The following is a 21,472-nucleotide window of genomic DNA, read 5'->3' as shown; positions in this document are numbered from 1 at the left end:
AAAATGAAAATCAAAATGAAGAAAAATATAATCATAGCGGAATTACTGCTAGCGATCACCTTAGTATTTGGTTCATGTACCAATTTGGATGAAGAAATCTACGGAAGTCTTTCTCCTGATAACTACTATCAAACCGAAGAAGAAGCCTTGTCTTCAGTAGTAGGTGTCTATCAAAAATTGTCAGATATTGTAAGTATTGGTGCCGGTTGGCGTCCTTCGGTTCTGGGAACAGACGAGTTTTTCGTGCCTGCTCGTACAAACGGTGGATGGTACGATGGGGGTATCTGGATTGAGTACGCGCAGCACAATGTCTCTGCAAGCAACGAGTTGAACCGTCGCGCATGGGTGTCGATTTTCAATACCATTGGTGCTGCCAATGCCGTGATCGAGAGTTTGGAGCAGTCGCCGAATGCTGATGATCTGTCAGCTTTGATTGCCGAAACAAGGGCCCTTCGTGCTTATGCCTATTTCTATGCGATGGACTTTTGGGGCAACGTGCCAATTTTTACAGCAGCACGAGTTGATGCTCTGAATTTGCCAAGTACCGACTCCAGAGCGGATGTTTATAATTTTATTGTTGACGAGTTGAATGCTGCAGCGGCAGATCTTCCATCTGTTAACAATGTAACCAGAAAGGAATATTATCCGCGCTTTACTAAAGAGGCCGTTTACACCGCACTGGCAACCGTGTATCTGAATGCCGAAGTGTACACCGGAACAGCGCATTGGGGCGATGTAATAACTATGTGCGACAATGTCATCTCAACCAACGCCTATTCATTGGAGGACCGCGTTGGTGATTGTTTTCTGGCAACGAATGAGGAAAACTCAACCGAGATTATTTCTTCTTTTTCAATCGATCCAAATCAAAAGGCCGGAAATAATCAATTCATGTTGTATACCAACCATGCGCTGGATAAGAAAAAGTATGACTTGCCGTTCACACCTGCCGACGGTTACAGCTTTAACGATGAACCGGTTGACCGATATGAAATGGGAGACGAGCGGTTGGATATGATTGAATACGGCCCTCAGTACTACCTGAATGGTGATCCGCTATTGAAAGATGATAATGATCCGAATAGTCAACTAGTAATTACACCGGTTCAGGATATTTTTGCTGCCGGCAACGATGAAGGTTATCACTTGTTGAAATACTCGCCGATTGGCGTAACCTGGTCGGCCTACAATGCGGATAATGACTTTGTGTTGAATCGCTATTCAGATATTCTACTAATGAAAGCGGAAGCGATTTTCAGAACAAACGGTTCAACATCTGAAGCAGTAGGGCTGGTCAATGAAGTTCGTGAAAGAAGTAACGCCAGCGATTTGTCAACATTGACGCTGGAAGATTTGGAAAATGAGCGTGCCTGTGAATTCATTTGGGAAGGACATCGTCGCCGTGATATGATTCGTTTCGGTTCATATTTTTCCGAAACCTGGTCATTCAAGACAACAACAACTCCGGAGTGGAGAGGAATCTACCCAATTCCGGAAGAACAGTTAAATGCTAACCCGAATTTGGTGCAGAATCCAAATTATTGATTGGAGCTTTTTTATGGGAGTGAAGGACTGCGGTGTAAATCGTAGTCCTTTCTTCGCTTTTGTTAACTCAATTTTAGAACCTTTCAAACCACGGAAATGAAAAAAGTATATCTGACCCTACTCTTGTTTATGCTGATTAATGGAACGAGTAAGCTGTTCTCCGCCGGGAAAGACGAGTTGAAGTCCGAATTTATCGATTTTTCTTGTGTTGGCTACTTGGGCCAGGGGAAGCAGCCTCCGGTAGTACCTGCTACTTTCACCGTTTTTCCATCCGGAGAGGATGATACACAATTGATTCAGGCAGCAATCGACTCATTGGGACTTTTGCCGGTAAACTCAGGTGGATATCGTGGTACGCTATTGCTTGGCGAGGGCGTTTTTCAGGTGTCCGGGAATTTAACAATTGCATCCAGTGGGATTGTTTTAAGAGGCCAGTCCGGGGAAAAACGAACTATTTTGAAGGCAACGGGGATTAGCCGCAGAACTTTAATTGAAATTGACGGACAGTTGACAGAAAGCTCAAATGAAGTCATTTTGGTAAAAGATTCCATTGTTCCGGCAGGGGGAACGATTTTGCATGTTTCTGATTTGGGAAGTTTGAAGGCGGGCGATCAGATTGCAATAAAACGTCCAAGCCCGCAAAGTTGGATTGCGATGATTGGGATGCATAAAAAAGAAGGAACATTTGCCGAGCGCCGCGGATTGCAGTGGGATCCCGGAACGCGCGACTTGTATTGGGATCGCAAAATTGTTGCGGTAGATCCCGGGAGTGGTTCCATAACGCTTGATGCTCCAATAACGACTGCAATTATGTTGGTTTGCGGTGGTGCCGAGATTCGAAAGTTGGATGCCGGGAACTTGGTTCGCAATGTGGGGATTGAGAATTTGAATTTCGACAGCGAATACGATCTGCAAAACCCGAAAGATGAGGAGCATTCGTGGATTGCTGTCTCGCTGCAAAATGCGGAAGATTGCTGGTTGCGAAATGTAAAAGCTAGGCATTTTGTAAGCTCATTGGCTTATGTTGGCAACAGGGCTCGCCGAATCAGTATTTTACGCTGTGAATCGACTAATCCGATTGCTGAAGTCGGTGGTTTCCGGCGACAAGCTTTTTGGGTTGAAGGGCAGCAAGTGTTGGTTCGCGACTGCCGGTCGGAGGGCGGAACGAACAGCTTTGCCGCCGGAATGTGTGCCGGTGGACCCAATGTGTTTTTCAACTGTCAGGCTGAGAGTGCTTTGGCAGATAATGGCGGTGCCGAAAGCTGGGCATCCGGTTTTTTGTATGAGCAAGTTGAAATCGATGGTGCCGGTCTGAAACTGGATTGCAGCTACAATCGTGCACAGGGTGGCGGATGGACTGCGGCTAATTCTTTACTCTGGAATTGCAAGGCAGGCGAAATCGTGGCCGAAGGTTCTGTTTATGGACCAAATCTACAGGTTGAATGTGATTCGAGTCTTTATCTCTCCCAATTGAAGGGCAGGAACATCGATCATGCGAATCGCTCTGCAGCGGTAGGATATGCAGCGGACTTGTCTACTGAAATACCCGTTTTTACTGGTGAAAATGAAGAGCTCGAGGTCGAAGAGAAACAGAGAACAGTTAAACCTGTAGAACTTCAGAACGGACGCTTCACGAGAGATGGAAAGTCTTTTTGGGGTGGCGTAAAAGGAGATCCTTTCTGGAAGGGTCAAACTGAACCATTGGCTCAGTCCGGGAGAAGTGTTACTCGGTTTGTACCCGGTAAATCGGGTGAATATTTAACCGAGGATCTTGAATCGCTGGTTGAGGACCAATGCCTGAACGGAAATCTTTTTTATGAGCTCGTTACCGGTCTTTGGTACGATCGTCGACGGGACGATCATTCCATTACAAAACGGACGGATGGAAATGTTTGGGCGCCTTTTTTCGAAATGCCCTGGGCACGTTCGGGAGAAGGAACGGCGTGGGACGGGCTGAGCAACTACGATTTGACAAAATTCAATCCCTGGTATTTCGATCGCTGTACTCGCTTTGCAAAGCTCAGCGATCAAAATGGTTTGGGGGTAATTTTCAATTTCTATGATACGCACAATTTGCTGGAATATCTCACGCATTGGGTCGACTATCCCTGGAGGCCGGCGAACAATGTAAATGAAACCGGTCTTCCCGAACCACCGCCTCTGGATAAATGGGGAGGTTCACAGATGGGTAATGAGTTTTACGACCCTGAAAATCCAGCATTGGCGAGGTTACATCGGTTATATATTTTTCATTGTTTGGATGAGTTGGGCGACTACAACAATGTTTGGTTCAAACTGGGAATACAGTATGCCGGACCGGTGAATTTTCAACGTTTCTTTATTGAAACGGTTATGGATTGGGAAAGGCAACACCAGCAGGATGTTCACTTGATAATGGCAGCTGCTAAAAATGTGACCGATTCAATCCTAAACGATCCGGTATTGGCGGCTGAAATAGACGCGATCGATACCCGCTATTGGCAGTATCGGTCGGGAGAATCTTTTTCAGATGGCGAAGAACTTTGGGCACCCGAAGGTGGAACGAACCAGTCTTTTCGCCAAATGGTGGGCGAAGCATTCGTATTGTCAAGCGATTATCCGTTTGCAACAACAGCAGAAAATGTTTACCGGCAAGTTCGTGAATATCACGAAAGATTTCCAGAGAAAGCCATTTTTTCTGTTAGCAATGGAGTGAGCGAAGTTCCTGCTTTTTTTGCCGGAGGAGCATTAGTTGCCATGGAGTATCAATCTCTTTCTTTACCCGATCATTATTCCTTCTCCGATTTTGTCAATCTCTTTCTGGATGGGCGTTCAAATCTGTTCAATCCAACTGATGAGCTGGTAAAAGAGGACGACTATACCTGGCAAATGGAAGATGTTGATCGTCGCCAGTTCCTTCTGTGCTCATTGAGTGGCGAGAACTTGACGTTTGCGGAATCCCGGTCTACCAAAGCGTACAAACTGACCTGGTATGATCCGAACTCGGGACTTGTAATCGAAAGCTCAAAGCCGGTTCGTATTGTGGAAAATGGAGTTTTGGTCAAGCCGGATTCGCGGGAGTGGATCGCACTGCTGAAAGCTATTTAATAAGGGCAAAAGGCGATTTGGCCCCCGTATTTAGATGATTTTTTATCTGTAAACAAGTAGTTCTTCCTTACTTTTGACAAGCAAAGAACCTTACGCAATTTTCAAATCAAACTAGAATTCCGAATTATGAAAAAAATCTTGATCACCTTTTTGACCATATTCACGCTCGCTGTAGGAGCCCGGGCTCAGATCTGGAATCCCGAGATTCCCAGGGATACCTCCTTCACGATACACAGTACCTATCTTAAGTTTAAACGGGCTTATCCCGATGTTAAGCCTGTTAAGGATGTTGTGCCTGACGGTGTTAAAGCAGAGTATGATGTCGTTTACACAACTTTAAAGGATACACCCTATGGCGACCGCGATTTGCATCTGGATTTATTTCGTCCGGAGAAAGCAGGAAAATATCCGGCGGTTGTGTTGGTGCATGGTGGTGCCTGGGTTACTGGTAGCAAAGCCAATCAGGTGCCGATTGCTGAATATTTGGCAGCGCGGGGGTACGTTACGGCAGCTGTAGAATACCAGTTAGTGCTCGAAGCACCGTATCCGGCGGCGATCTACAATGTGAAGGCAGCTATTCGGTATTTGCGTGCTCATGCGGAGGAACTGAATATTGATCCGGATAAGATTGCTATCTCCGGAGCTTCGGCCGGCGGACAAATAGCTTCCCTGGTTGGATTGACCGGTGATGTGGAAAAGTTTGAAGGTGATCAGGGAAATGAAGGCTATTCGACCGCCGTTCAGGCCATTGTTGACATGGATGGGGTGATCGACTTTATGGCTCCGTGGTCGTTGAAGAGTGAACGGCAGCCGGACTCCTATGATGTGCGTTGGCTGGAAGGTGATTTCTACCAACGGCCCGATCGCTGGAAAGAAGCTTCGCCCATCTTTTGGGCCAGTGAAAATATGCCACCGATGCTTTTTCTGACCAGTCCGCATCCTCGTTTTACCGCAGGGATGAATGAGCTGACGGCCATGATGGACCAGTGGGGCATTTATCACGAAAGGCACACATTCAATGTCAGGTACCATGCCTTTTGGTTGGTGCAGCCCTGGCACAATGAGGCGATGTTTTTCATGGCCAATTTCCTGGACAGGATGTTAAAGTAAGCAACGAATTCAAGGTACAAGAACCTCAAATCGGTTCAAAAGGAAGGCCTGTAAATAATTGTTTACAGGCTTCTTTGTCATTTTACCGCCCTTGTTCCACCAATTTGACACCTTCGAACGTTGGGCTTTCATCCTACTTTTACGAAACCTAATAAATCAACCCATTGAATCGGATGACTATGAACGTAAAGTTAATGCTTCTGCTGCTTGTCCTCGGACTGTGTATGCAGGCCAATGCAGGCGATATCACGAAATCAGATGGACAAGCGCTGGCTTTTCCCGGTGCTGAAGGCTATGGCAAATATACCACCGGAGGCCGTGGCGGGAAGGTTATTCATGTGACCAACTTAAATGATTCCGGCAAAGGCAGTCTTCGGGCTGGGCTGGACGAAAAGGGACCGCGGATCCTTGTTTTCGACGTGTCGGGTACCATTGCCCTGAAGTCTGAACTGCGCGTTAAGAACGACGATTTCACCCTGGCCGGACAATCCGCGCCCGGCGACGGTATTTGTGTTGGCGGCTATCCCGTGGTGATTAATGCCAGCAACGCGATTATCCGCTACATGCGTTTTCGCCTGGGCGATACCAATAAAGTTGAAGGAGATGCGATGACGATTCGGCAACAAAAAAATATCCTGATTGACCATTGCAGTTTTAGCTGGGCAACCGACGAATGTGCTTCGCTTTATGAAATGCACACGGCAACCGTTCAGTGGTGTATTATTTCCGAAGCGTTGAATAATTCGGTACACCACAAAGGCGAGCACGGTTACGGAGGGATCTGGGGCGGCGAGAAGGTCACCTTCCATCACAACCTGTTTGCGCATAACTCGAGTCGCAATCCACGCTTCAATGGCTCACGCTATAATGTGCCTTGGACCGATTTAGTTGATTTCCGGAACAATGTCGTTTACAACTGGAAGGTGAACAGCACCTATGCCGGTGAAAAGGCGCAGCAGAATATGGTGGCGAACTATTACAAACCAGGACCGGCGACACCGGAGAAGTTAGACCATCGCATCTTCAATGTTTTTCGGGCGCAGGATGATTTGCCTTTCGGGCAATTCTACATCGCCGATAACTATGTGGCCGGCAACGAGCAGGTAACCAAAGACAATTGGAATGGCGGGGTAGATCTGGATGAAGGCGCCGTGTTGGAAAAAGCCAAATCGGATAAGCCTTTCCCGTTTTGCCCCATTGAGCAGGAAACGGCTGAGCAAGCTTACCATTCTGTGTTGGAAGGCAGTGGTGCCAGCTTCGTACGCGATCCGGTTGATCAACGCATTGTGAAGGAAGTTGAAAGCGGAACAGCCACTTACCGGGGGTCGAGCGGCCAGCTGCCGGGAATTATCGACTCGCAGACTGATGTTGGCGGTTATCCCGACCTGAAATCGAAACCGGCGCCAAAAGACACTGACGGCGATGGCATGCCCGATGCCTGGGAAGCCAAGAAAGGGCTTCAGGCGAATGACGCTTCCGACGGTTCGGCCTATAAATTGTCGAAAGCATACACAAACCTTGAAGTTTATTTGAACGAATTGCTTGAAACGAAATAACTTGAATTGATAAATCTTCAGAATATCATCCCTATAATGAAAAAGTTACACCTATTACTTGTGGCCTTGATGGCTTGTTTGATGGTTGAGGCGCAAAGTCTAAAAGCTGACTTTATTGTCGATCCATCCGGCGAAGGCGATTTCAAAACAGTGCAGGAAGCCATTGATGCAGTGCCTGATTTCCGGAAAAATGAAACCGTCATTTTCATTAAAAACGGAACCTACAAAGAGAAGTTGGTGCTGCCGACCAGCAAACGCCAGGTCACTTTTATCGGCGAAGACAAGATGAAAACCATCATCACCTACGATGACTACGCTCAGAAGAAAAATATTTTTGGTGAAGAGAAAGGAACAACCGGTTCATCGGGCTTCTTCATCTTTGCCGACGATTTTAAAGCCGCGAATATCACCTTCGAAAATTCGGCCGGCCCGGTAGGACAGGCTGTCGCGGTGCGGGTAACCGGCGATAAAATCAGTTTCAACAATTGTCGCTTTCTGGGCAACCAGGACACCTTGTACCCACAGGGGGACCGTAGTCGCCAATACTACAAAGATTGCTACATCGAGGGAACGGTCGACTTTATTTTTGGCTGGTCAATCGCGGTGTTCGACAACTGCGAAATCTTCTGCAAAAGCAGCGGTTATGTCACAGCCGCGTCAACGCTTGAGACCAACAAATATGGGTTTGTCTTTTTGAATTGCCAGATCACCGGCGATGCCGAAGAAAACAGCTTCTTCTTAGGTCGTCCGTGGCGTCCGTATTCCAATGTGGTTTATCTGAACTGCGACCTGGGCGCCCAGATTAAGCCCGAAGGATGGAACAACTGGGGCAAAGCCAGCAACGAGGAAACAGCCTTTTATGCCGAATACAACAGTACCGGCCCCGGATCGAATACAACTGATCGTGCCGGCTGGTCGCACCAGTTAACCGATGAACAAGCGCAACAATACAGCCTGAAAAATATTTTTAGTGCCGAATCGGTATCACCGGCTTTTGCCGACGATTGGATGCCTGAACTTTAACCGGTGGTGAACATGAGCAGAAAGATAGCCACACTGATGCTGGTGTTGTTGGCGTTTGCCTGTCAACCCAAATCGCAGGAAGACGACAGCAGCCGACCGGTAAAGGTTTACCTGATTGGCGACTCCACTGTTGCCGATTACAGCCTCGAGGATAATTACCAACAACAGAAGTTCCCGATTACCGGATGGGGACAGGTTTTTCAATCCTATTTATGCAAAGACAGTTTAGCCCGGATTGAGCTCATTGCTGCCGACTCGGTGGTTGTCGACGATCGGGCAAAAGGTGGCCGGAGCACACGCACCTTCTTCCAGGAAGGACGTTGGCGGGCGGTGTACGACGAAATGCAAGCCGGTGATTTTGTTTTGATGCAGTTCGGGCACAACGATGCAGCCGAAAGTAAACCGGAGCGCTATGTCAATATTGAAGGGTACAAAGAGTTTTTGTGCTTGTTTGTAACGCAGACCCGGCAAAAAGGCGGCATCGCTGTGTTGATTACCCCGGTAACGCGCAATTATCCCTGGGAAGATGGCGTGTTGTTGGGAACCATTCACGGAGACTATCCCGGTGCGATGAAGGAAGTTGCCGCAGAGCTGGATGTTTACCTGATTGACCTGACGAGATCTTCAGCGGAGTTATTTACCAAAATTGGACCGGATTACGTTAAGGAAAACTATTTCATGAATCTGCCTGCCGGCGTCTATAAAGCTTATCCGGATGGACAAAGTGATAACACGCACTTTCAACCTGAAGGGGCTAAAGCCGTCGCTGGCCTGGTATTTGATGGACTACAGAAACTAAAAAAATAAGAGAGAATGAAACTAGCCGGAAAACTATTATTGATTTGTTTGGCCGTCGTTGGAACGGCGATGAGCAGTAAAGCCGAAGTGAACTATGAGATGACCGTAGCCAAAGATGGCAGCGGAGATTTCACCAGTATTCAGGCGGCGATTAATGCGACCAAAGCATTTCCCGACAAGCCGATTGTGATTCACATCAAGAAAGGCATCTACATCGAAAAAGTGTGCGTGTACTCGTGGAACAACAAGCTGACGCTGAAAGGTGAAGATGTGAATGAAACCATTATCACTTACGACGATCATTTTGAAAAGCTGAACTTAGGCCGAAACAGCACCTTTCACACTTATACGGTTAAGGTTGAAGCCAACGACTTTGCGGCGGAGAATCTGACCATCATGAACTCATCGGGCCCGGTTGGACAGGCGGTGGCTCTGCATGTTGAAGGCGACCGTTGCCAGTTCCGCAACTGCCGGATTCTGGGGCATCAGGATACGCTTTACGCCGCGGGAGAAGGTAGCCGCCAGTATTACAAAGACTGTTTTATTGAGGGCACCACCGATTTCATTTTTGGCGAGGCCATTGCCGTGTTCGACAGCTGCACCATCAACAGTAAAAGCGACTCGTATGTGACGGCAGCCAGCACGTCCGAAAATCAGCCGTTCGGCTATGTCTTTCTGAATTGTACCTTGACAGCCGACGAAGGCGTTGCCAGTTGTTATTTGGGCCGTCCGTGGCGCGCTTATGCCAAAGTGGTTTATTTGAACTGTGCCTTGGGCGATCACATTTTAGCACAGGGCTGGTCGAACTGGTCAGGCACCGAACGCGATCAGACGGCTTTTTATGCTGAGTTCGAGAGCACCGGAGCCGGAGCAAATGCCGAAGAACGGGTAAGCTGGTCGCACCAACTGAGTGCCAAAGAGGCCAAAGAATATACCCTTGAAAATATCTTTAAGGTAGAAAACCGGGTGAAAAGCGGAAGCGACAACTGGAACCCTGCGGGGGAGTAGTGGCTATGGTCATTGAAGGTCATTAATAGTCATTGATGGTCAATAGTAGTCATTTGTTGGAAGAAGCAAAGAATGACCATTGAATGACAATCTTTTAGTCATTAATCGTCAATGATAGTCAATGATAGTCATTTGTTGGAATAAGCAATTAATGACAACTGAATGACAACGAAATGACCATCATTAATAAACGACTCAAATACGATAATTAATACTCAATACACGCTATTAACATGAAAAAGCAATTTCTTTATTTTACCGGTAGCTTATTACTTGCGGCGCTGGTTGCCTGTCAGCCTCAAGCGACTGTCAAGCAGGTGGCGACTCCCATTGCCGACTTGCATTTGCCTTTTGATATGCCTGAAGTTCAGGTTCCGGTTTTCCCGGCTGATACCTTCTCTGTTTTGGATTTCGGTGCTGTGCCAAACGACCACAGTTTATGTACCGAAGCCATTAATACGGCCATTCAGAAATGTTCTGAAGCGGGCGGTGGTGTTGTGCTGATTCCGGCAGGCTTATGGGTGACCGGACCGATTTACATGCAGAGCAACGTCAACCTGCATACGGCAAACGGCGCTTACATTCAGTTTACCGCCGATTTGGATCAATATAAACTGATTGATTCCTTCTTTGAAGGATTGAATGAAATCCGTTGCGAATCGCCGATTATGGGTCGCGACCTGGAAAATATCGCCATTACCGGACAAGGTATTTTTGACGGTGATGGTAGCAAGTGGCGCCAGGTGAAAAAAGAAAAGCTGACAGCCAGTCAGTGGAAAGGCTTTGTGAACTCCGGTGGTATTGTAGTCGACGACCGCAAGTGGTATCCTTCCGAAGCGTCGATGATCGGCAATGAGCAGAAAGATAAACTACCCAAAGAGTGGACCATCGAAAATATGGAGCCTTACAAACGCTACCTGCGTCCGGTGATGGTGAGCCTGGTGAATTGTAAGAAGCTGTTGCTCGAAGGAGTGACTTTCCAAAACTCACCGGCCTGGAACGTCAACCCGCTCATGTGCGAGCATGTGACTTTACGTAACCTGAGCATCCGGAACCCTTGGTTCTCTCAAAACGGCGACGGCCTTGACCTGGAATCATGCCGCATTGGACTCATCGAGAACTGTAGTTTCGATGTGGGTGACGATGCCATTTGCATTAAATCGGGTAAAGACGAGCAAGGTCGCGAACGCGGCAAACCAACCGAATTGTTTGTGATCAGAGACTGCGTGGTTTACCATGGCCATGGTGGTTTTGTGTTGGGTAGCGAAATGTCGGGCGGTGTGCGTAACCTCTACGCCAAAAACCTGACCTTCATCGGAACCGACTGTGGGTTGCGTTTTAAAAGTAACCGTGGCCGCGGTGGGGTGGTCGAAAATATCTGGATGGAAGACATTCGCATGAGTCACATTCCAACGGAAGCCATTCGTTTCAACCTGTTTTACGCCGGTAAATCGGCAACTGAAGATCCGCTGACCGGTGATTTGCTGATTGATGCAGAACCGGTAACCGAGAAAACACCCGCTTTCCGCAACATGTACTTCAAAAATATTTATTGCGACGGCGCTAAATCTGCCTTGATGATACAGGGAATTCCGGAGATGCCCGTTGAGAACCTGAAATTCGAAAATATGCTGATCAAGTCCGATCAGGGCATTTCGATCAATTACGCGACCAATGTCGAATTTAAAAATGTTGAGCTGGACGTGAAAAAGGGAATTGGCGCGCGTTTGTCGAACAGCAAGCAGATGACCTTTGAAGGCTTCAAAAGCAGTGGTGCCGATTTGCTTTTCCGTATTGGAGGAACAACAACCGAAAATGTGAAACTGAATATGGCCGGTCGTGAACTGACTGACGCTGATGTTGAAATCTTAGGTGATCTGAAAGACGAAGTTCACCTGAAAAATTAGGTTTTTAAGAAGGGGGAGTTTATTGGCAAACCCCAGGTTAGCAGTGAAGGATCCGATCTTTTGGAAAGATCGGATCCTTCTTTTTTAACAACAGTGTTCAAATTATAACTCCGAAGGAGTTTAATCTGCATCACCACCGGAGAAACCGGCAGGAGCAGTATGTCTAATCATGTTTTCATCAACTCACCCTGATAACGTCTTTGACATTATCGTCCCTCTCTACCAGTAGAGAGGGGAAGAGCCAGCATGCCTGAGAGGCAACTTAAATGCGGCCGGTCATCGCAGTTGCTGATCGGAGCGTGTGCGTTGGCCGTCAAAACGCCCGGGGGAGGGTTCGTTTTGACAAGATTTTGGTATACTTTTCATCGAATGGAAAAGTATAGGCCCGTCCGGCCTGAGGACGATATCCTGAAAAAAGAGAGAGGGGGTTGTTTCGTAAACATAGGGCGTTGCCCCATGCTGTTGCTGTCAGCCCGTTGGGCTTTTTTGTTGGGGCCCAACGGGGCGAAATCAGTAGCCCGGGGTGAAGCTGCTTTCATCAACTCACCCTGATAATGGCCACGACATTATCGTCCCTGTCTGCTGCCAGGCAGGCCTCTCTACCAGTAGAGAGGGGAAGAGCCGGCATGCCTGTGTGGCAATTGAATTAAGCCGGTTATCTCAATTGCTGATCGGAGCGTGTGCGTTGGCCGTCAAAACGCCCTGGCGAGGGTTCGTTTTGACAAGATTTTGGTATACTTTTCATCGAATGGAAAAGTATAGGCCCGTCCGGCCTGAGGACGATATACTAAAAGAGAGAAGGATTTTGTTTCGTAAACATAGGGCGATGCCCCATGCTGTTGCTGTCAGCCCGTTGGGCTTTTTGTTGAGGCCCGAAGGCCGTAAGCAATAGCCCGGTGCGAAGCTGCTTTCGTCAACTCACCCTGATAATGGCCACGACATTATCGTCCCTGTCTGCTGACAGGCAGGCCTCTCTATCAGTAGAGAGGGGATGAGCCGGCATGCCAGAGAGGCAACTTAAATGAGGCCGGTTATCGCAGTTGCTGATCGGAGCGTGTGTGTTGGCCGTCAAAACGCCCGGGGGAGGGTTCGTTTTGACAAGATTTTGGTATACTTTTCATCGAATGGAAAAGTATAGGCCCGTCCGGCCAGAGGACGATATACTAAAAGAGAGAAGGATTTTGTTTCGTAAACACAGGGCGTTGCCCCATGCTGTTGCTGTCAGCCCGTTGGGCTTTTTTGTTGGGGCCCAACGGGGCGAAATCAGTAGCCCGGGGTGAAGCTGTTTTCATCAACTCACCCTGATAATGGCGACGACATTATCGTCCCTGTCCGCTGCCAGGCAGGCCTCTCTACTGGTAGAGAGGGGAAGAGCCGGCATGCCTGTGAGACAATTGAATTAAGCCGGTTATCTCAATTGCTGATCGGAGCGTGTGCGTTGGCCGTCAAAACGCCCGGGGGAGGGTTCGTTTTGACAAGATTTTGGTATACTTTTCATCGAATGGAAAAGTATAGGCCCGTCCGGCCTGAGGACGATATCCTGAAAAAAGAGAGAGGGGGTTGTTTCGTAAACATAGGGCGTTGCCCCATGCTGTTGCTGTCAGCCCGTTGGGCTTTTTTGTTGGGGCCCAACGGGGCGAAAGCAGTAGCCCGGGGTGAAGCTGCTTTTATCAACTCAGCCTGATAATGGGCACGACATTATCGTCCCTGTCTGCTGACAGGCAGGCCTCTTTGTGCTGCTGTTTGCGCATGGGCGCTTATATCAGCAGCATGGTTCGCAGGGCGCTCCAGGGGCCGGCCAGATCCGGGTATTTGGTGTTGACCCACCGGAAATACAGGTACGCATACTGAGCGCTTTTTTCTGCTCCCAAAGCAAGGGTGAAGCGTGCACGGGTCGACAAGCCGGTTTTCAAGCCTTCGTCGCTGATGGACAGGGGAGCGGTGGTGCCTGTTTTGTACAGGTATTCGACTGCGTTGGCGTCTTTCTCAATGGAGATGCCACCGCCTTCCGAACTTCGGCATTGAACAGACAGTTTACCACCGCCCATTTGTTTCAGCGAGGCTAACACCAAATTCGGCAGCGGCGTTGTTGGCCGGCTATGGGTTGTTTTCGCCAGCAAACTACCCTTAATATTAAAGGTGGTTAAATCGGTTAACGTAACATTGGGCGACGAGGCAATCCGGTCGAGCAAGTTGCGCTGATGATCATAATTCGCCGTGTTGTCGATAACAAGCTTCAGTTGTTCAATGACGGTCGTTGTGCGGCTGTTCTTTTTGTCCGAATAGAGCAGGAAGTTTGGCGTCCATACTGCGAGGAAACCACTCCAGGTGGCCAACTCTTCGGGTAAGATACCCAAGCGGTCGGCATTGGTTGTCGGAGTACCGGCTTTCAGGTAGCCTTCGGTGTTGTTCAGATAAGCATTAAACGGCAAAATTAGTCTTGGAATGCGTGCTGTTGTCATAACATGAATGTTTAAAATGATTACTACGTGCTGCTGTTTTACACGATTTAATTTGTATGAGTAAATTTAAAGTGTTAATTTACAAGTAGTAATAGTCATTATTCACTATTGTTTTTTTATAATCAATTAGTCCCGACATGTTAACCGGTTGGTCTTCGTGCCCGTGGTACGTTGTTCCGGCTTATCCGAAACCGGTTAAATACGGGTGTACAACCCACTGCTGAGCGATAGCTCTTAAGCCTTTGTTCATACGGGTTAACAGCTTGGTTGCCGACCGGAAACAACGCGACCCCTCTGTTTATTTAACGAGCACGCCAAACGGCGATCGCCCGGAACAATTGAACCGATTTGTTTAACCGTTGATGGACTTGGGCAAAAAACTGTTGACTTCCGGCTTTTTAGCAACCGGCAGCGACAACAAACAAAGCTTAGACGAACTTCGCGCATTTGTTTCCGATACCATGAGTAACGAGCACGTTGAATTTGGCTTACTCGACTGGGCAACAGAAACCTTTGTGTATTACGATGCCAAGCTACCCCGCCTGCTGAATGGCTTTTTCAACACGGCATTTTTAGAACATCCGAAGCTCGATTTCTTTTTTCAGCATTTAAGTCAGCTGGATTGCCGTTTTGTGAAGGGAACGATTGTCCGGGTGATGGCTTTTTTCGATGCTAATCCGGATTGCAATCGGTCGCAGTACCGCCTCACCCTCGACGGTTGTTTGCGCAACAACAGCGGACAGTATATCCGGATCATGTGCCACACGGCATTTTTGCCGGCTAGCGAAACCCTCGGCGATAACCTGGTTCGCTTTTACCTGCACCTGATTGATGCCGATTGTAAACCAACAGCCCCCATGCGCAGTTTTTGCCGCATTGGAGTGCGCAAACCGGTGCTCTTTAAACAGGGGGACAGTAGCATCCTGTATTTCTCGCCCCAACGCATGAGCATGATCGAACTGCTGGCTCGTGGCAAACAGATGAAGGAAATTGCCAACGAACTTAAGCTGACCGAAAGTACCGTTTACAATACCCTGACCACTTGTCGCGGTCGGTCGCAACTAACCAGTAACCCCCAGCTGATACACTATGCCCATTGTTTTCGTTGTTTATAGCCGCTCCGAAACGATTGGATTCCAACAGCGGAATCTGGTTGAAATGTCCTGCCTGGTCTACCTCCGGCTCGAAAGGGGCTAACTCATTTACACACTTTTTTGGACACTCTCGGCTTTCATAGCCACGTCGCGTAAATGTGTAGCCACGTCGCGTAAATGTGCAGCCACGTCGCGTAAATGTGCAGCCACGTCGCATAAATGTGTAGCCACGTCGCATAAATGTGTAGCCACGTCGCGTAAATGTGCAGCCACGCCGCAGTAATGTGCAGCCACGCTGCAGTAATGTGCAGCCACGCTGCAGTAATGTGCAGCCACGCTGCAGTAATGTGTAGCCACGCCGCAGTAGTGTACATTAACGTCGCATGAATGTGCATTGGTAGGGAGAATGTTCGGTAATGTTCATTAAACCGTGTGGTAATAAACAAGAGAGGCGAATTATAGTCTACGTGCTGGCCCGGCAGCCCCAATTGAGCTACCGGCTAGTGCTCAAGCCTTCAGAAAGCTAAAAACTTTACTAAACAAGGTAAATATTCGGTAAAAAGAACTGTTCGCTTAACAAAATAGTTTACTTTTGGTTAAACCACAATAAATAAACCCGAATGAATCAGCCTCAAACCCCTTCCGGATGATCTCCATCCTTTCCAATTGATGTATTTGCAAGTAAAGATGAACGCGGTAGCTGGTGGCTATCGGTGTGGAGTCTTATGCTAAAGTCAAAAAGTTGGTTGGGGGGTATTTGCAATCATAACATCAGGTAGGTGCTTTTACCCCGCCGATTAGGTGTAGGAAGAGCACCTTAAACTCAAACGATAAGAGAAATAAACACAATAGCGTTTCCAACACCGTTAGCAGTCACCCTAAAAAACAGACACAGCACAAATGAAAAAATCTGACTTAAATAAAGTAGTGTTTTACTCAAAAGAAGATATGGCAGGCGGACACCAACTCCAAAAAGGAGAACACATTTTACGGTCTGACATAAAATCAAATTACTCAGATATTAACGATATTTTTGAACTATACAATATAAAAAAATACATTGACAACGAATTGTATTTGAAAAGTTGGACTAACGATGACATTACCAATTTCAAACAAAAAGCAACAGAATTTGGAAAAGTTATTGGACAATTTTTGGCTACGATTAACGACAGTAACGTTGTAAGTTTATATGAGAACACATTGCAAGATTACGTTCATTCGTTTTGGGAATTGGTCAATAATCAAAGTGTATTCAAACGAATTTCTAAGCCTATTTTTAGTAGCATTCTTTCAAATGAGCCACACATAATATATGAGATTTTAACTCACAAAAACATAGTTGACCATTACGATAAAGAAATTAGACTTTTCTTATTGACTTATTCTCAATCTGCTGAAATATTACTTTCGGTTTATGAAGTCAAAGATGATTTTCAAAAAAAACAGAAATTTATTCCTAAAAGTTTATCCGTTGATGACAAGGAAACGATTCTTTCAAAATATTTAGATTCCAATGATGTAAACTATAATTACATTGGACTTATCCAAAACGTAAGAAACAGGAATGATTTTAAGGTGTCTGATAAAACACGTTTAAAAGCGAAGCGTTTACACAAAAGCGAAACTGAGAAATTCTTCGCTGAAAACAATGGAATGAAATATGGTGTTTCAGTTAGTTTTTCTGAAAAAACAAGCAAAGTCAAAGACGGTGTTATTGATGAAAATTTTATAATAAACTATACTTATAGCTTAGATTTCATTAAGCAAAACTGTGACCCATATTCGCTATTTCAAAATTTTAAGTTTTTATTCGAATACATAGACCTTCAACATAGAATCAATCTTGTAAGCAAGAAAAATAAAATGGGCGTATTTGAAAGAATTATGGGCGTCCATTCCCAAAATGAGTTCAGAGGAGGAACAGAATTTAATCTAATGGAGATGACCTCACATCTTCAAATAGTTGCCTACAATAAAGTACTTAGCGACTTAGGTATCTTATTGGAAAATGTTTTGCATCAAGTTTTCACTTCATCATTCCAAGAAAAGTTCGGGTTTGCAAACAATGCAAGTTTCTCAATACCCACAGCTATATCATACTTCGAAAAAGTAAGATTACTAGCTCCTGAGTTTGAGTCAGTATTAAAACAATTCAAACTTTTTGTTGAAGACGGAAATATAGATTTTGAACTTTTACAAATTTCATCTAATCCAACCGCCATAAAAGACATTCCTAGCTTAAACAAAAGTAAGTATTTATATTTCAACGAAGAAAATAAAGAAATGGTGGGTTGTATAAATCTATTCTTCTCTGACCAAACCTTACTTGCTTTTGTTGAACCCTTTAAAGAAAAGCATTATCATACTTTTTTCGATTTACTTGCAAACGAGGAAGTGAAATATAGCAGTTATGAGGAACATCAAAAACCTCAATTGAATTATTTAATTGACAAAAGGTTAATAAATATTGACAGTAACGATTTTATTCAAATCACAAATCCAGCAAGAGTAATAATACTTAAAGATTTATATCTCAATGAAGTTGCTTCTTTCTATCGTTATTCGTTTGAATTGCGACAAGAAGCCCAACAGATGGAGGTTGAGAAAATTATAATCTTTGATAGCACTTTGTTTTCCAAACCAGAACAAGACTATTTTAATTATTTCCTGAACAAAAGTGAATTTACAAATGGCTTGGATTTAAGGAATAGTTATTTACACGGAACTCAAGCAAAACCGGATGAAATACAAAAGCACGAGTATGCCTATTTTACATACTTAAAACTACTAATCTTGACATTTTTAAAAATAGAAGATGATTTAATAATTTATAAAGCGGTTAAAAATAGAAAATGAAAGGGCGAACTGCTAACATCGTGTATAAAACATTGGGGTTTATGTGGTTAAATCAAGCGTTCTGCCCCGCTTCAGCGTTTGTGTCGGCGGATAGTAACGAAGCCCGCAATCCCCAACGTTTCATACACGCAACCGTTATCCACCAGCTTGAAAAAAGCATAAAACGCAATTAAATAACTTTAACCGAACAAAAAATGCAACAAGAACCAACCCCGATTATTGAACTGCTCGCTTTGATTTTATTCTTAGGAGGTGTTACTTATTTTTTAGGGATATTATTCCAGGGCTACATTTTATTTAGAAACAAAAAACCGGCATGGATAAGTGGAATTGTCATCGTACTGACAAGACTTTTAACGGTTCCGAGCACATTGTTCATCTTAACGATACAGCATTATCCGATAACTCCCGCATTTGTTTCGATAATCGCAATTTTACCTGAAGCGGTTTTCAGTATATTGATTTTAAGGGCCTTTGGAAATAAGATCAGTCAAATAAGAAAGCCACTGCCCGGCAATGTGTAAATGGCACAGCGGGTGCGGTGGTATGCGAGAATCCTTACCCTGCTGAGTGGATGCAAGTCGTTTCCTGCACAAGCAAAAATCCGTTAGCTGACAGATTCAACAACAACTGTGACCATAGTCAGTACGAATAAAACAACAAGATGAAAGCAATTAAAATTATCAGCTTATTTATATTTCTCATCAACACAAGTGCAATTGCTCAACATGTGCAAACAGCTTTTTCTTCTGAAGCTTTTGGTGAATCGTTTTCAGGCAAAGTCCTGTTATACCTTTCAAAAGATGGAGAAAACCCCAAAGATCTTGCTTATGGCCTTCCATTACTTCATTGCTATTGCATCGAGGTGAAAGATATAGCGCCAAACGCTCCGGTTGTGTTTGATGACTCGGCAACGTCCTTTCCCGTAAAGCTATCGGAGCTCGAAAGAGGACAATATTATGCCCAGGTTGTGTGGGACAGAAATACAGGTGGGCGCAATATCGGCTCAAGTCCGGATAATATGTACAATACTCCCATCAAAATAAAGCTTACGAAAGATTTTGATGAAACTTTCCTGATCAATTGTAATTCGAAAATAGCTTCTCCGAATCAATTTGAAGAAACGGAATATGTCAAAGTGCTAAAAGCTCCTTCTGCTTTGTTATCCTCATTTTACAACAAGGAAACGACAATTAATGCTGCGATTATTCTTCCTGAAGAGTATGACAAAGAACCGAAGAGAAAATTCCCTGTGCTATACGAAGTATCTGGTTTTGGAGGTGACTATCATTCCTTTTCCGGTGACAATAAGGCTAGCAAGGGGATTGGTACGATACCGTGTATTACGATCTTTTTGGATGGAAATTGCCCGACAGGGCACAGCACCTATGCCAACAGTGACAACAACGGTCCCTGGGGAGACGCCTTGGTGAACGAATTCATCCCGCTAGTCGAACAGGCGTTTCGTTGCGATGGCGCCCGATTACTCACCGGCCATAGCAGTGGGGGGTGGACTGTCGCCTGGCTTCAGGTAAATTATCCGAAAACTTTTGCCGGGTGCTGGTCCAGTGCACCCGATCCGGTAGATTTCCGAAATTTTGAGTTGGTCAATTTATATGACGATAAAAACATGTATTACACCAGTGATGGCGAGTTAAGGATTGACGCGTCTATTGGTGGCCGCAACATCCCGTGGGGCTATTTAAGAGATAGTTACCAGTTGGAGCATGTTCTTTATCGTGGCGAACAGTATGCCTCGTGGAATGCCGTGTTTGGAAAAAAAGCAGACAACGGCGCACCGGAATCTGTTTGTGATGTAAGCACGGGAAAGATCAATCAGGAAGTCGTCTCTCACTGGGAAAATTATGACATATCCCTGCTGCTAAGAAACCATTGGAAGGAACTAAAAAGTGACCTAAGCGGTAAGATTCGGTTTTCAGTTGGAACTGCTGACAATTACTATCTGGACAAGTCAGTGATGCTTCTTGAAAATGAGATGAAAGACCTGGACGCGAATTTTGTGTTTGCTTACTACCCGGGTGATCATTTCACCGTACATCATGACGTTTATAACAAAGATGGCTTTCAATTTCTCGAAGCAAAATATGAGGAATGGCTAGCGAAACAGTCAACGAATTAGAAACGTGTTCCGATACTGGCTGTCAGTATTGGCTTCTACCAGCCACTCTTGAAAACTCGAATGGAATTTTTAGCTTTGATCTGATCGCCTTTGAATACCGGTTCCCGAAATCCGCCAAGGATTGTCTGGTTGAGATTAAACGATAAAAGAGAATAAAAGTGCTCATGAAAAAAACGGCCTTGATCGCATTGCCCTTATTGCTGGCATTATGCTCGCTGGCACAGCCGGCGAAAAAAGACTTTATGCTGTCGTTCGACGCTAATTATTATAAGAATGAATCAACAACGATGGGATCGTATTCAGAACTTGATACGGAAGAGAAGAGCCTGGGGCTGTCGTTCTCAGTTGAACGCTTTTTGTCTGATCGTTTTGCTGTTGGCCTGGGGCTTGCTCGTTATTGGGACAAGGCCGAAGAAACCAACTATGAGCTGCAAGGGACATTGGCCAGCTTAACACATCTGGAGCTTGAAAGCAATTACTGGATGCCGAAGATATTCTGTAAATATTATTTACCGCTAACGAAACGGCTTTATGCGGTGCCCCATTTGTCGGGCAGTTTTGGCCAGGCAAAAATTGCTGGTGCCGGTGCCACTTCTACCCGGGATAAGCTACCCACCGATGAGTTGGTTTTGGTTGATGGCTCCAATACAACAACAACAAGCTACGGAACTCAGCTGGATGTGAAATTGCTGCATGTAGAACTGGCTCCGGAAGTCGTTTACTTTTTTGCCAAACACTGGGGCGCTTCGGCTTACCTTGGTGGCTTGCGTTACGATCGGAGTAGCGGAGATTTGGTGGACTCGGAGTGGACGTGTAGCTTTAAGCCCAAATACTGGCGGTTAGGCGTGAACTTCAGCTTTTGAGGTTTCTGTCGGGTTCGGTG

At 45.8% G+C, this 21,472-nt stretch carries 14 protein-coding genes; 13 read left to right on the top strand and 1 reads right to left on the bottom strand.

From position 1 onward, the window contains the following. The first annotated feature begins 15 nt into the window (after window positions 1–15). The 8 genes from GJV22_RS01685 to GJV22_RS01650 all read left to right on the top strand — a co-directional run bounded on the left by GJV22_RS01685 (window position 16) and on the right by GJV22_RS01650 (window position 12,034). Complete coding sequence (locus GJV22_RS01685) at window positions 16–1,545, top strand: RagB/SusD family nutrient uptake outer membrane protein (protein ID WP_205461718.1); 1,530 nt, start codon at window positions 16–18, stop codon at window positions 1,543–1,545. A 96-nt stretch (window positions 1,546–1,641) separates the two neighbouring features. After that, on the top strand, window positions 1,642–4,632 hold the full coding sequence (locus tag GJV22_RS01680; protein WP_163707764.1) for a DUF6298 domain-containing protein: 2,991 nt from the start codon (window positions 1,642–1,644) through the stop codon (window positions 4,630–4,632). A gap of 126 nt (window positions 4,633–4,758) precedes the next feature. Further along, on the top strand, window positions 4,759–5,742 hold the full coding sequence (locus GJV22_RS01675) for an alpha/beta hydrolase (protein ID WP_163707762.1): 984 nt from the start codon (window positions 4,759–4,761) through the stop codon (window positions 5,740–5,742). A gap of 179 nt (window positions 5,743–5,921) precedes the next feature. Beyond that, window positions 5,922–7,298, top strand: a complete 1,377-nt coding sequence (locus GJV22_RS01670) for a pectate lyase family protein (protein WP_205461717.1) — start codon at window positions 5,922–5,924, stop codon at window positions 7,296–7,298. A 36-nt stretch (window positions 7,299–7,334) separates the two neighbouring features. Then, window positions 7,335–8,321: a pectinesterase family protein gene (locus tag GJV22_RS01665; RefSeq protein ID WP_163707760.1), complete on the top strand. Its 987-nt coding sequence runs from the start codon at window positions 7,335–7,337 to the stop codon at window positions 8,319–8,321. A 12-nt stretch (window positions 8,322–8,333) separates the two neighbouring features. Then, window positions 8,334–9,128, top strand: a complete 795-nt coding sequence (locus tag GJV22_RS01660; protein ID WP_163707757.1) for a rhamnogalacturonan acetylesterase — start codon at window positions 8,334–8,336, stop codon at window positions 9,126–9,128. Window positions 9,129–9,134: 6 nt separating this feature from the next. Then, the gene (locus GJV22_RS01655) at window positions 9,135–10,127 is read left to right on the top strand and encodes a pectinesterase family protein (protein WP_163707754.1); all 993 of its coding nucleotides are present in this window, start codon (window positions 9,135–9,137) and stop codon (window positions 10,125–10,127) included. A gap of 233 nt (window positions 10,128–10,360) precedes the next feature. Beyond that, window positions 10,361–12,034, top strand: coding sequence for a glycoside hydrolase family 28 protein (locus GJV22_RS01650; protein ID WP_163707751.1), 1,674 nt, complete (start codon window positions 10,361–10,363; stop codon window positions 12,032–12,034). A 1,757-nt stretch (window positions 12,035–13,791) separates the two neighbouring features. Here the strand turns inward: GJV22_RS01650 and GJV22_RS01645 are convergent. Then, window positions 13,792–14,496 carry a hypothetical protein gene (locus GJV22_RS01645; RefSeq protein WP_163707748.1) on the bottom strand — a complete coding sequence of 235 codons (705 nt, stop codon included), beginning with the start codon at window positions 14,494–14,496 and terminating at the stop codon, window positions 13,792–13,794. A 362-nt stretch (window positions 14,497–14,858) separates the two neighbouring features. Between GJV22_RS01645 and GJV22_RS01640 the strand changes: the two genes are divergently transcribed. The 5 genes from GJV22_RS01640 to GJV22_RS01620 all read left to right on the top strand — a co-directional run bounded on the left by GJV22_RS01640 (window position 14,859) and on the right by GJV22_RS01620 (window position 21,452). Then, window positions 14,859–15,611, top strand: a complete 753-nt coding sequence (locus GJV22_RS01640; RefSeq protein WP_163707745.1) for a LuxR C-terminal-related transcriptional regulator — start codon at window positions 14,859–14,861, stop codon at window positions 15,609–15,611. 879 nt (window positions 15,612–16,490) lie between these two features. Further along, entirely contained in the window at window positions 16,491–18,449 is a 1,959-nt protein-coding gene (locus GJV22_RS01635) for a hypothetical protein (RefSeq protein WP_163707742.1), read from the top strand. 194 nt (window positions 18,450–18,643) lie between these two features. Next, on the top strand, window positions 18,644–18,973 hold the full coding sequence (locus tag GJV22_RS01630; RefSeq protein WP_163707739.1) for a hypothetical protein: 330 nt from the start codon (window positions 18,644–18,646) through the stop codon (window positions 18,971–18,973). Window positions 18,974–19,113: 140 nt separating this feature from the next. Further along, window positions 19,114–20,589, top strand: coding sequence for an alpha/beta hydrolase-fold protein (locus GJV22_RS01625; RefSeq protein WP_163707735.1), 1,476 nt, complete (start codon window positions 19,114–19,116; stop codon window positions 20,587–20,589). A gap of 164 nt (window positions 20,590–20,753) precedes the next feature. Further along, on the top strand, window positions 20,754–21,452 hold the full coding sequence (locus GJV22_RS01620) for a hypothetical protein (protein ID WP_163707732.1): 699 nt from the start codon (window positions 20,754–20,756) through the stop codon (window positions 21,450–21,452). Window positions 21,453–21,472 lie beyond the last annotated feature (20 nt).

Source organism: Mangrovibacterium lignilyticum (assembly GCF_010882175.1).
Taxonomy (GTDB): Bacteria; Bacteroidota; Bacteroidia; order Bacteroidales; family Prolixibacteraceae; genus Mangrovibacterium; species Mangrovibacterium lignilyticum.
This window is presented reverse-complemented; position numbering and strand designations above follow the sequence as displayed.

Excerpts from the sequence above, each read along its gene's own strand:
- GJV22_RS01630 (WP_163707739.1), top strand. The coding sequence starts at position 18,644 with ATGCAACAAGAACCAACCCCGATTATTGAACTGCTCGCTTTGATTTTA.
- GJV22_RS01655 (WP_163707754.1), top strand. The coding sequence starts at position 9,135 with ATGAAACTAGCCGGAAAACTATTATTGATTTGTTTGGCCGTCGTTGGA.
- GJV22_RS01645 (WP_163707748.1), bottom strand. The coding sequence starts at position 14,496 with ATGACAACAGCACGCATTCCAAGACTAATTTTGCCGTTTAATGCTTAT.
- GJV22_RS01670 (WP_205461717.1), top strand. The coding sequence starts at position 5,922 with ATGAACGTAAAGTTAATGCTTCTGCTGCTTGTCCTCGGACTGTGTATG.
- GJV22_RS01625 (WP_163707735.1), top strand. The coding sequence starts at position 19,114 with ATGAAAGCAATTAAAATTATCAGCTTATTTATATTTCTCATCAACACA.
- GJV22_RS01675 (WP_163707762.1), top strand. The coding sequence starts at position 4,759 with ATGAAAAAAATCTTGATCACCTTTTTGACCATATTCACGCTCGCTGTA.
- GJV22_RS01635 (WP_163707742.1), top strand. The coding sequence starts at position 16,491 with ATGAAAAAATCTGACTTAAATAAAGTAGTGTTTTACTCAAAAGAAGAT.
- GJV22_RS01660 (WP_163707757.1), top strand. The coding sequence starts at position 8,334 with ATGAGCAGAAAGATAGCCACACTGATGCTGGTGTTGTTGGCGTTTGCC.
- GJV22_RS01640 (WP_163707745.1), top strand. The coding sequence starts at position 14,859 with ATGGACTTGGGCAAAAAACTGTTGACTTCCGGCTTTTTAGCAACCGGC.
- GJV22_RS01680 (WP_163707764.1), top strand. The coding sequence starts at position 1,642 with ATGAAAAAAGTATATCTGACCCTACTCTTGTTTATGCTGATTAATGGA.
- GJV22_RS01665 (WP_163707760.1), top strand. The coding sequence starts at position 7,335 with ATGAAAAAGTTACACCTATTACTTGTGGCCTTGATGGCTTGTTTGATG.
- GJV22_RS01685 (WP_205461718.1), top strand. The coding sequence starts at position 16 with ATGAAGAAAAATATAATCATAGCGGAATTACTGCTAGCGATCACCTTA.
- GJV22_RS01650 (WP_163707751.1), top strand. The coding sequence starts at position 10,361 with ATGAAAAAGCAATTTCTTTATTTTACCGGTAGCTTATTACTTGCGGCG.
- GJV22_RS01620 (WP_163707732.1), top strand. The coding sequence starts at position 20,754 with ATGAAAAAAACGGCCTTGATCGCATTGCCCTTATTGCTGGCATTATGC.